This is a genomic window from Actinokineospora guangxiensis, assembly GCF_042657845.1.
Taxonomy (GTDB): domain Bacteria; phylum Actinomycetota; class Actinomycetes; order Mycobacteriales; family Pseudonocardiaceae; genus Actinokineospora; species Actinokineospora guangxiensis.
In genome coordinates this window covers 382,062-394,394 of the sequence record NZ_JBHSKF010000003.1, presented here as the reverse complement: position 1 = coordinate 394,394, position 12,333 = coordinate 382,062, and the positions used below count along the sequence as shown (strand labels likewise).

At 75.6% G+C, this 12,333-nt stretch carries 3 protein-coding genes; 1 reads left to right on the top strand and 2 read right to left on the bottom strand.

The window, feature by feature from the left end; translation table 11 throughout:
* Positions 1–111 precede the first annotated feature (111 nt).
* The gene (locus ACFPM7_RS08605) at positions 112–2,547 is read right to left on the bottom strand and encodes an AfsR/SARP family transcriptional regulator (RefSeq protein ID WP_378245711.1); all 2,436 of its coding nucleotides are present in this window, start codon (positions 2,545–2,547) and stop codon (positions 112–114) included.
* 115 nt (positions 2,548–2,662) lie between these two features.
* Positions 2,663–5,377, bottom strand: coding sequence for an ATP-binding protein (locus ACFPM7_RS08600; RefSeq protein WP_378245709.1), 2,715 nt, complete (start codon positions 5,375–5,377; stop codon positions 2,663–2,665).
* Between the two features lie 214 nt (positions 5,378–5,591).
* On the opposite strand from ACFPM7_RS08600, the gene ACFPM7_RS08595 reads away from it, so the two are divergent.
* Entirely contained in the window at positions 5,592–12,287 is a 6,696-nt protein-coding gene (locus ACFPM7_RS08595) for a LamG domain-containing protein (protein ID WP_378245707.1), read from the top strand.
* The last annotated feature ends 46 nt before the right edge of the window (positions 12,288–12,333 follow it).

Genomic DNA, 12,333 nt, shown 5'->3' with positions numbered 1-12,333 from the left:
GCATCACTGTAGGGCGACATCGCTAGCCTTGTGAACCCCCACCACCCAGTTGTCACAACGGGGTGCTTGTCCACCGGCCGCGACATCCGACCGGCACATCCGACCACCGGATCACGGGTCGGGCGGAACCCCGAGGTCGCGGAAGATCGCCTCGGCTGCCGAGGCGGCCAGAGCCGAACCGCCGGGGTCGCCGCAGGCGGCGTGGACCCGCGCGGACACGAGCAGGGCGCGCGCCTCGCCCAGCAGCCTGCCGTCCTCGCGGGCGCCGGCCAGGGCGCGCTCGACCTGCCGGGCCGCGCCCGCCCGGTCCCCCAGCGCCAGCAGCGCCGCCGCCCACTCCGTGCGCGCCGCGCCGTCGAGGACGCGCATGCCGGTCTCGTCCATCGCCGCCAGCGCCCGCTCGGCGTGCGCGGCGGCCTCGGCCGGACGGCCCGCGGCGCGGTGCGCGGCGGCCAGGCCGATGAGCGTGGACACCTCGCCGTAGCGGAAGCCGATCTCGCGGGCGAGGTCGAGCGCGGCGGTGTAGCCCGCCACCGCCTCCTCGACGCGCCCCTGCCGCCGGGCCGCGGTGGCCAGGACCTCCAGCACCCCGGACTCGTGGCGGCGCTCGCCGATCTGCCCGCCCGCCTCCCGCGCGCGGTGCGCCGCGGCCTCGGCCTCGGCGTGCTCGCCCAGGTCGCACAGGGTCTCGGCCAGGCATACCAGGGCGGTCGCCTCGTAGTGGCGCAGCCCCCACCGCCGACAGATCTCGACGCACTCGCTGTGGTGGGCGGCGGCCTCGGGCATCCGGCCCGCCGTCCAGTGGGCCAGGCCGAGGCCGTTGAGCGCCAGCAGCCGCACCTGTGGGCTGCCGAGACGCGCGCTCAGCTCCACCGCCTTGGCGTGGCAGGCGATCGCGCTGCCCACCCGGCCCTGCGACAGCAGGGCCACGCCGATGTAGTTGATCTCCCTGGCCTCGTTGGGCTCGTCGCCGGTGCTCCTGGCGATGGCCAGCGCGCGCTCGTGGTGGCGCATCGCCTCGCGCGGCAGGCCCAGCTGCGCGCAGCCGCGGCCGAGGGCGTGCCTGCACTCGGCCTCGGCGGCCTGATTCTGTCCACAGAGGTCCAGCGCGCTGGTGGCCCAGGAGATCGCGGCCGGGTAGTCGCTGGCGTTGTAGGCGACCGTGCCGCGCAGCAGCAGCGCGACGACCTCGGCCAGCCGGTCGTCGTCCTCCTCGGCCGCGCCCGCGGCCGCCGCGGCCAGCGCCAAGGCGTCGCGCGGATAGCCGTACCCGGCGACGAAACCGCGCAGCGCGTCGGCGATCCCGCCGCAGTGGCGGCGCAGCACCGCCGAGGACGTGGCGTGCTCGGCGGCGGCGACCAGGTTGGCCCGCTCGTCCTCCAGCCAGCGCAGCGCCGTGTCGTCGTCGGCGAAGGCGGATTCGGCTCGGGGGACCGCGATGAGCAGGCGGGCCGTCGGGTAGAGCCGCGCGGAGGCCGCCGCCGCCGTGCCGAGGTAGTGGTCGTAGAGGCGGGCGTCGGCGGCGGCCAGCTCGCCGGGCAGGTCCTCCACACGGGCGCGGGCGACGGCGTCCTCGCGGACGCCGTCGGGCACGCCGTAGCGGTCGGGGCCGGGGCGGGTCAGCAGTCCGGCGTCGGCGAGCCGGTCCAGGCAGGCGCGGGTCCGCTCGCCCCGGCCTGCCAGCGCCGCCGCGGCGGCCACGGCGAACGTCGGGCCGGGGAACCTCCCCAGAAGCCGGTACAGCGACCTGTCCTGCTCATCCAGGTCCGCATAGGACGGAGCCGGAGGCTCGGCGCGCGATCTGGCGACCGCGGGCGGGTCGTCGCCGAGGACTTCGGCGAGGGCGGCGCGCAGCAGCGGCCCGGGCTCGACGCCCAGTTCGCCGACCAGCATGCCGCGCACCGTGCGGTAGGCCTCCAGCGCGTCGGCCCGCCTGCCGCAGCGGTGCAGGGCCCGCACGAGCAGCGCCCACAGCGACTCCCGCCACGGGTGCTCCGCGGTGAGCGCGCGCAGGTCGGCGACCGCCCCGGCGGGCTCGCCCAGCGCGATGCCGACCTCCAGGTAGCGCTCGTGGGCGCTCAGTCGCTCCTCGGCCAGACCCGGGCCCGCCTCGCGCAGCAGCGCCTCGGAGGCGACGTCGGCCAGCGCGTCCCCGCGCCAGCAGGCCAGCGCCTCGGCCAGCAGGGCCCGCGCGGCGGCGGGCTCGGCCGCCCGGGCGCGGGCGACGAGGTGGCGGAAGCGCAGCAGGTCCAGCTGGTCGGGGTCCAGGCGCATGCGGTAGCCGTCGGTGCGGGTCTCCAGCGCCGCCGCCCCCACGACGCGGCGCAGCCGCACCACGTGCAGCTGGGCGGCCTTGCGCGCGGAGGCGGGCGGACGCCCGCCCCACAGGTCCTCGGCGAGCTGGTCGAGGGTGACGGTGGTGTTGGCGCGCACCAGCAGCGAGGCCAGCACGACCCGCAGCTTCGGCCCGACGACGGCGAGCCGCCTGCCGTCCCTGGCGATGTCGAGCGCGCCGAGGACCCCGAAGCGCAGCCCGGACCTGTCCACGTGTCTCCCCCTGGCCTGGCGCCGGGTGGAATCCGGCGTCCCCACGGGCACCCAGGATAGTCCTCCGGTACGACCTTCCGGTGCCGTTGGCCGCAGCCGCGCTCGACCGTCCGGATCAGTGGCCCGCCTGCTCGCGGGCCAGCTCCGCGAGGTGGCCGAACCCGCAGGCCGTCGCCGCCTCCAGCGCCTCGGCGGCCAGCTGGGCGGCGGTGTCCGGGGCTTCGGCGCGGTGCGCGCCCGCCAGCCCGATCAGCGCCTCGACCTCGGCGTAGCGGATGCGGTCGCGGCGGGCTGCCGCCAGTCCGCGCTCGTAGCCGCGCACGGCCTCCCAGTGGTCGCCCAGGCGCAGCTGGACACTGGCCAGGGCCAGCGTCGTGGCGACCTCGGCCCTGGGATTGCCCAGTTCGCGGGCCAGCTCGGCGGCGGCGCTGGCGCAGGCCAGCGCAGCGGGCAGGTCGCCGCGGTCGCGCTCGGCGGCGGCCAGTTCCTCCAGCGCGTTCACCTCGCCCGCGCGGTTGCCGATCTCGCGGTGCAGGGCGAGCGCGTCGGTGAGGTGGCCGATGGCCGCCTCGACGCGGCCGAGGGCGCGGTGGGTCGCGCCGATGGAGATCAGGCTGAACGCGCGCTCGGCGGTGACCCCGGTGGCGGAGTGCAGCTCCAGCACGCGGGTGTGCTCGGCCAGCGCGTCGTCGAAGCGGCCCATCTCCCGGTAGATCAGCCCGAGGTTGGCACGCACCGTCGACTCGGCCAGACCGTTGCGGCGCTTGATGTCCAGCGCCTCGCGCAGGTGTGCCGCCGCGGCGTCCAGCTCGCCCTGCTCGCGGCACACCGCGCCGATGTTGATCAGCAGTCCGGAGTGCCGCTCCGGGCTGCCCGCCACGCGGCAGGCGTCGATGGCGGGCTTGTACTCGGCGGTCGCCTCCTCGTACTGGCCGAGGCTCCAGTGCGCGTCGCCGAGGCAGTGCCTGGCCAGGATCACCCCCGACGGGTCGCGGAAGGCGGTCGCCGCCGTCACCGCGGCGGTGGCCACGGCGAGCCATTCCGGGGTGCAGCGGCGCAGCCAGAAGTAGCCGCGCAGCTGGTCGGCCAACTGCCAGGCGATCGGCAGGGGACCGTGCTCGGCGGCGTCGACCGCCGCCCTGACGAGGGCGTCGATGTTGTCGTCCAGCCAGGCCAGTGCCTCGGCGTGTCCGGCGAAGCGCAGGGCGGGCGGGCCGCCGTCGACGGCGACCGGCTCGCGGGCCATCGCCCAGCCGAGCCGGTCGACGGCGGTGGCGGCGTCGGCGAGGTGGCAGCGCAGCAGCCTGCCGCGCTCCTCGTGCGCGGCAGGCTCCTCCAGCGCGGCCTTCTCCCCGGCGTAGACGGCGAGCAGGTCGTGCATGCCGTAGCGGTCCGGTCCCCGGCGCTCCACCATGCTGGCCGCGACCAGCCCGCCGACAAGCCCGGCCGCGGTCTCCGGCGCCACGTCGAGCAGGGCGGCGGCCGACCGCGCGGTGAACGTCGGCCCCGGCGCGAAGGACAGCAGCCGGAACAGGCGGCGCACGTCGTCGGCCAGCAGCCGGTAGGAGGCGTCGAACATCGCCCGCACGGTGCTCGGGCGCTCGTCGACGGACAGCAGGTCGAGGCGGGCGTCGGCCAGCTCGGCGACGTAGCCTGCCAGCGAGCCGCCCGAGGTGCTCACCCTGGCCGCGGCCAGGCGCAGCGCCAGCGGCAGGTGCGCGCACAGCTCGCCGAGCGCGGCGGCGGCCTCGGGCTCGGTGAGCACCCGCTCCTCGCCGAGCACCGCGCTCAGCAGCCTGCGGGTGTCCCTGGGGTCCAGCCCGTCGATGGGCAGCAGGTCGGCGCCGTCGACGGCGACCAGGTCGGTGAGCCGGGCCCGGCTGGTCACCAGCACCAGGCAGCCCGGCCCGCCGGGCAGCAGCGGGCGGACCTGCTCGGCACTGCCCGCGTTGTCCAGCAGGACCAGGGTCCGGGTGCCCGCGAGCATGGAGCGCAGCGCGGCTGCCGCGCTCGGCTCGTCGGCGGGGATCTGCTCATCGCGCAGGCCGAGGGCGCGCAGGAACGAGGTCAGCACCTCCAGCGGGGCCGCCGGGGTGCCCGCGCCGTAGCCGCGCAGGTCGGCGTGGAGCTGGCCGTCGGGGAAGTGCCCGGCGGCGGTGTGCGCCCAGCGCACGGCCAGCGCGGTCTTGCCGGTGCCCGCCGAGCCGACGACCGCAGTGAGCATCAGCGCGCCGGAGCGCACCTGCCTGGCCAGCGCCGCGTCCAGCCACGCCAGTTCGGCGGCGCGGCCGGTGAAGGCGCGGGCCGCGGCGGGCAGCTGACGAGGGGGCGCGGCGGGGCGGGCCGCCTGCGCGGGCGCGGCGGCGGCGTCCACCTCGGCGCGCAGGGCGTCGAGGCCGGCCAGGTCATCGGCCATGGACCCGGGCACGGGCAGGCCGGTGAACACCGGCCCGCGCCAGAGCGCGCGGGCCTGGGCGAGCAGGTCGGCGGCCAGTTCGGCGCGGCCATCGCCGTGCGCCGCCAGTCCGCGCGCGGCGAGGCCGCGGAAGTCGAGCACGTCCACGTCGGCGAGGTCGAGCAGGTAGCCGCCGTCGACCGCCTTGATGGAGACGAGCTTGCGCAGCTCGGAGACGTAGGTCGAGAGGTTGGCCGCGGCCGAGCGGGGCGGGCTCTGCCCCCACAGCCCGGCGATGAGGGTGTCCCTCGGCACCGCGGCGCCCGCGCGCAGCGCGAGCATCGTCAGCAGGACCCGCTGCTTCACCCGGCCCAGCGGCAGCGGTCGGCCGTTCCCGTCGAGGATCTCCACCGGTCCCAGCACACGCACACGCACGCGCTCACTATGCCGGAAAGACCAGCTCAGACCCCACCTCGGCGGGCAAGGGGAGAGCACCGTCATACGTCGCGTATGACGCGTGCGGCCCGGGGCGAAGCCGGGCGCGCGCGGGTGAAGCCGGCCTGAAGCCCGGCGCGGATATCCATCCGGGTGGCTCACGCGCTCTTTCGAGGACCGGGATCGGCCCGCGGCGCGTGCGGAGGGGGATCTGATGAGGCTGGGGAAGAGACGGGCCGCGCGCACGGCGGCCGCCGTCGCGCTCGCGAGCGCCGCGGTGGCGTCGGTGCTGACGTTCGTGCCCTGGGGCGCGCCGCCCGCGCCGCCGCCGGTGCCGCTGGCCGAGGCCGCGGACGGCGCGACCGCCGCGTTCGCGGCGCGGCAGCAGGGCACCCGCGTCGAGGTGGCGAGCGAGCGGACCACGACCAGGACCGTGTACGCCAACCCCGGCGGCACGATGACCGCCGAGCTGTCGCCGGTGCCGGTGCGCGTGCGGCGGGGCGCGTCGTGGACCGATGTCGACACCGCGCTGGGCCGCCGCGCCGACGGGCGCATCGCGCCCAAGGCCGCCGACGGCGACCTGACACTCTCCCCCGGCGGCAAGGACGCGCCGCTGCTGACCCTGAGCCGCGCGGGCCGCACGCTGGCCCTGCACTGGCCCACCGCGCTGCCCGAGCCGGTCGTGGCCGACAGCGCCGCGACCTACCCCGACGTGCTCCCGGGCGCCGACCTGGTGGTCCACGCCGAGCCCGGCGGCTACCGCCAGCACCTGGTGGTCAGGGACGCCGCGGCGGCGAAGAACCCGGCGCTGCGCGCGATCCGCATGCGGATCGAGGCCGACGGGCTCGCCGTCAAGGCCGACAAGCAGGGCGCGCTGACCGTGGTCGACGGCACGGGCGAGGCCCTCTTCACCTCGCCGCCGTCGAGCATGTGGGACTCCGCGGGCAAGATCACCCGCTTCGGGGTGTCCGTCGCCGAGGGCCACCTGGTCCTCAAGCCGGACGCGAAGTTCCTGGCCGACCCCAAGCTCACCTTCCCCGTCACCATCGACCCGGTCCTGACCACCGCGCACCGCTCCGCGTGGGCGACGGTGCTCTCCGGCAAGGCGGGAACGGCCTACTGGAACACCAGCGGCGACGGCACCTACGCCCAGGTCGGCCAGTGCCCGAGGGACCTGCCCGGCGGCTGGTGCAACGGCATCGGCGAGGCGTGGGCGTACTTCCAGTTCGACACCGGCTTCCTCAGCGACAAGGACGTGCTCGGCGCGACGCTCAACACCACCGTCGCCTCCAGCCCGGGGTGCGCCGACCGCGTCCACGAGCTGTACCACGCCGGGCCGCAGATCTGGAACGGCATGACCTGGAACAGCAGGCTCTCCGGCAACTGGGTCGCCGAGCGCTGGATGCCCTCGGTGCACAGCGCGTGCTCGGGCTGGAAGGGCGCGGGCATCGACGTCGCGACCCACCACATCGAGAAGTCCGAGCCCACGGTGCTGTTCTTCAAGGCCAAGGATTCCGGCGACCAGTACGCCTGGCGCAAGCTCGACCCGGGCCAGACGAACCTGCTCATCACCTACAACCGCGCGCCGTACCCGCCCGCGCACCTGGGCACCGACCCGCCGCTGCCCGCGCCGTGCGGGCACTGCGACGGCAAGCCCTACCTCGCCGACACCTCCGTCCGGCTGATGGCGACGCTGTCGGACCCCGACGGCGACCCGATGGACGTCAACTGGCGGATCAGGACCAACGGCGTCGACGCCGACACCGGCTGGATCGGCAGCGGCCTGGCCTCCGGCGCGGTGCACAGCCACACGCTCGACCTCACCGCCCAGGACGGCAAGACCATCGGCTGGGCCGTCGCGGGCGGCGACCGGACCGCGGCGAGCGCCTGGGCTAACGGCCCCAGCCAGTTCGTGGTGGACCGCGTCGGCATCACCGTGCCGCCGACGGTGGCCAGCGAGCTGTACACACAGGACGACCGCTGGCACGGCGGCGCGGACGTGCCCGGCGTGTTCACCTTCGGCAGCAGCGGGGTCGGCGATGTCGACCACTACCTCTACGGCTGGCAGGACCCGCCGACCACCAAGGTCCAGGCCTCCGCCCTCGGCGGTCCGGCCGAGGTCACGCTCACCCCGCCCGGCGACGGGCCGCGCGAGCTGTACGTGCGCAGCGTGGACCGGGCCGGGCACAAGAGCCCGGCGCGCGTGCACCGCTTCTACGTCCGCGCGGGCAGCGGCCCGCTGGCGCAGTGGTCCTTCGACGGCAACGCCCAGGACACCGCGTTCCTCGGCGACCGGCACGGCACCCTCGGCGGCGGCGCGACCTACACCGCCCAGGGCGCGGTCGGCGGCGCGGTGCAGCTCGACGGGGTCGACGACCACGTCTCCGCGCCGAACGCCATCCGCAACGGCGCGGGCTACTCGGTGTCGGCGTGGGTGAAGCCGACCAGGGCCGACGGCGCCAGGGCGGTCCTCAGCCAGGACGGCGCGGTCATGCCGGGGTTCGCGCTCTGGTACCGGGCGCAGGCCGACGGCAGCTCCCCCTACTGGGCCTTCGGCGTGCCGAACTCCACCGCGTCGGACAAGGGCGCCCAGATCGCGCGCTCGCCGATCGGCATGCCGGAGCTCAACACCTGGACCCACCTGACCGGGGTGTACGACCCGGCGGCCAAGCAGGTCCGCCTGTACGTCAACGGCGCGCTCGCCGGCAGCGTCGCGCACACCGCCAAGCCCGAGTTCGCCGCGGGCCCGGTCCGGATCGGACGCACCATGTGGTCCGGCACCGCCGCGCTCGACCACTGGCGGGGGGCCATCGATGAGGTGCAGATCCACGACCGCGTGCTGACCCCGGCCGAGATCGCCGCCACGGTGGGCGGCAGCAACGTCCAGGTCGCGCACTACAAGTTCGACGACGGTTCCGGCACCACCGCGCGCAACGCCTCGGGCACCGCGCCCGACGGCGTGCTGGAGGGCGGCGCGGCCTTCATTGCCGACGGGGCCAGCGGCGGCGGCGTGCGCCTCGACGGCGTGGACGACGGCGTGTCGACCACGACCCCGCTGGTGCGCACCGACCAGAGCTTCTCGGTCGCCGCGCAGGTCAGGCTCGACCGCGCCGACAATGGCGTCTACACCGTGCTCAGCCAGGACGGCGAGCACAGCTCGGCGTTCTACCTGCAGTACCAGAGCAACCGCTGGATCTTCGTCCTGCCCAGGACCGACGAGCCCGCGCCCGCCCACCACGACTGGGTGGGCACCGAGCCCCAGCCCGCCCCGGGGGTGTGGACGCACCTGGCGGGTGTCTACGACGCCGCGACCGGCAAGATCCGCCTCTACGTCGACGGCGAGCTGATCGGCGAGACGACCCGCACCACGCCGTGGCATGCCCGGCGCGCGTTCCGGATCGGGCAGTCGCTGCTGGGCGGCGAGCTGGGCCAGCGCTTCCCCGGCTCGGTGGACGAGGTCCGCGTGTACAGCAGGGCCGTCTCCCAGGACGAGGTCCGCGGCCTGCTCAGCACCGACGGCGTCACCGCGGGCACCTGGCGCCTCGACGGCACGGCCGAGGACGCCAACGGCGCCCTGCACGGCACCGCCGCCGCGGGCGCGGACTGGGCGGCCGGGCAGGTCAGCCTGCCCGACCCCGGCGACCTGGCGGTGCGGCTCGACGGCGTGGGCGGGCACATCAGCACCGCGAAGGCCGTCGACACCGACAAGAGCTTCTCGGTTGCGGCGTGGGCGCGGCTGGACAAGGCGGGCGGCCAGGCGACCGTGCTGTCGCAGGACGGCGGCGCGGTCAGCGGGTTCATGCTGCGCGCGGTCTCCGGCCGGTGGTCGCTGCTCGCGATGCCCACCGACGCCGTCGGCACGGGGTCCCAGGCGCTGGGCCCGCCGGTGCAGCCAGGCATCTGGACCCACCTGGCGGGGGTGTACAGCCGCGACCGCGGGCGCATCGAGCTGTACGTCAACGGGGTCCTGGCGGCGAGCGCGCCGCACGCGGGCGGTTTCGCCGCCGGCGGCGGGTTCCAGATCGGCCGGGGCAAGTGGGGCGGCGCGTCCGCCGACTTCTTCACCGGCGCCATCGATGACGTCGCCGTGTACCGCAGGACGCTGTTCGCCGGCGAGATCCAGACCATGGCCGGGCGCGACCTCGGCCTGGGCCACAACTGGACGCTGGACGAGGGCCGCGGCGGCACCGCAGGCGACTCGGCGGGCGCGCGGCAGGCGGCGCTGAGCGGCGGGGCGGCCTTCACCAGGGGCCGGGTCGGCAACGCGGTGAGCCTCGACGGCGTGGACGACGCGGTGTCGGCCCCCGGCGTCGACGTGCGCACCGACTCCAGCTTCAGCGTCTCCACCTGGGTGCGCCTGCGCGGCAACGACTGCGACATGGACCTCACCCCGCGCTGCCTGGCCACCGCGGTCTCCCTCGACGGCGGCGTGTCCGGCGGGCAGGAGCGCGGGCACAGCAAGTTCCGGCTGGGCCACGTCAAGGACGACAACGAGGGCTTGGCGGGCAACTGGGTCTTCGAGATGCCCGAGGAGGGCGGCGCGGTCACCAAGGCGGCCGTCGAGGTGATCCCCGGCGACCTGGACAACTGGGTGCACCTGGTCGGCGTGTACGACGCGGGCGCCAAGGCGATCTACCTCTACGTCGACGGCACCCGCCGCGACGACGGCACGCTGCTGACCCCGTGGCAGGCCACCGGCGCGCTCCAGCTCGGCCGCGGCCAGGCGGGCGGCGCCTACACCGGGCACTGGCGCGGAGACGTGGACGACGTCCGGATGTACAGCGGCGCGCTGACCGGCGACCGCGCCTACGCCCTCTTCCGCGGCTACCCGGCCGAGCAGGGCTCGACGGAGCTGCCGACGCCCGACGCGGGCGAGTGGACCTTCGACGACAACACCGGCACGACGGCGGCGGACTCCTCCAGCCGCGGCCGCCACGCCACCCTCTCGGCGGGCGCGGGCTGGCACCCGGGCCGCGACCGCACCACCGGCTGGTTCGACGGCGCGTCCGGCCACGCCGAGACCGCCGCCGCGGTGGTCGACACCGGCAGCGGCTTCTCGGTCGCGGCGTGGGCGTACCTGCGCAGGGACGACCGCCAGGCCGCCGTGTTCGGCCAGGACGGCGCGCGGACCAGCCCGTTCTCCGTGCAGTTCGACCCGGCGGCGAAGAAGTGGGTCGCCTTGGCTCCCACGGCCGACCAGGCGGACTCCCCGGCGCACCGCGTGCTGTCCTCCGAGCCCGCCGAGGTGGGCGCCTGGACGCACCTCACGCTCGTCTACGACGGGCAGCTGGGCCAGCTGCGCCTGTACGTCAACGGCCTGATGTCCGGGGTGCTGACCGGGGTCGCGGTGCTGCCCGCCCCCGGCAAGTTCGCCATCGGCCGCTGCAAGCGGGGCGAGGCGGGCGGCTGCTTCTTCCCCGGCGGCGTCGATGAGGTGCGCGCGTTCGGCAAGGCGCTCTCCGACGGCGAGGTGCGGCGCCTGCACGACGACGTCCCGCCCGCGCTGCACGGGTACTGGCGCTTCGACGACGGCAGCCCGAAGGACTACTCCCCGCGCGCCCTCGCCACGACCGCGACCGGCACCCCGTCCTATGTGGATGGCGTGGTCGGCAGGGCCATGGTGTTCGACGGCAGCACGTCGCTGGCCGCGTCCGGGCCGGGCGTGACCATGCGGGACAGCTTCACCGTCGCCGCGTGGGCCAGGCTCGGCCGCGCCGACCGGGTGGCCACCGTCCTCGGCCAGGACGGCACCCGCAACAGCGCGATCCTGCTGCAGTACCGGCCCGAGGTCGGCCGCTGGATCTTCGGCGCGGCCGCCCACGACGCCGACCAGGCCGAGTCCACGCCGCTGCGGCACGCCGCGTCGCTGCGGGCGCCGGTGCTCAACACCTGGACGCACCTGGCCGGGGTGTACGACGCACCCGCCCGGCAGCTGCGCCTCTACGTCGACGGCGAACTGGCGGGCACCCGCGACGGGGTGCTGCTGTGGTCGGGGATGGGCTCGCTCACCGTCGGCCGGGGCAAGGCCAACGGCCAGCCCACCGGGCTGTTCACCGGCGCGCTGGACGAGGTCACCACCGACCTCGGCGTCGCCTCCGATGAGGAGATCCGGGCCCGCGCCGGCTCGCCGGTCCCGGCGGGCGGGCAGTTGGCCCGGTTCACCTCGCCGACCGACCACCGCAGCGCCTACGCCGCCAACGGGGTCAAGGAGCGCTTCCCCGGCGCCCCGGCGGGCTACCGGTTCGAGACGTCGCTGGGCGGGATGCTCAAGGCCGAGGTGCCGGGCTCGCGGCGGCTCTACAGCTGCCTGATCAACGACGTCGACGCGTTCACCTCGATGGACGCCGCGTGCGAGGGCCACACCAAGCTGGCCGACCTCGGCTGGGTCTACGTCGAGCAGCCGTCGGGGGTGGCCACGCTGCCGCTGAACCGGTGCGTCAGCGGACAGCAGCGCTTCGATTCCAATTCCGCGACCTGCGAGGGCAAGACCGTCGACGGGCTGCTCGGGTACGTGCTGGCCTACGCGCCGCTCACCCGGTACTACCACCCGCGCATCGGCGAGCACGCCGTCTCCACCTCGGCCGTGCCGAGGGGCTACCGGCACGAGGGCACCTTCGGGGTCGTCCCGATGACCGAGGAGCCGGGCACCGTGCCACTCATGTCCTGTGTGGATGGAATCGACCGGTTCCTGTCCACCGACACCGGCTGCGCCGGCAAGACTGTCGAGGTGCGCCTGGGCAGCATCTGGGCGCAGGCGCCCGCGGGCAGGCCCAGCACGGCGCTCTACCAGTGCTCAATGGACCACGGACCGTCGGCGGGGCAGCTGTTCATCTCCGCCGAGCCCGGCTGCGAGGGCCAGACCGTGCGCGGCCCGTTCGGCCACGTCCTCACCGCCCAGCCCGTCGGCTGAACCACGACCTCCTAGGGGAACCGCAGTGCGAAACAGAACGAGACCG

Bases quoted from the DNA above. Each gene is read 5' to 3' on its own strand.
- ACFPM7_RS08595 (WP_378245707.1), top strand. From the start codon at position 5,592: ATGAGGCTGGGGAAGAGACGGGCCGCGCGCACGGCGGCCGCCGTCGCG.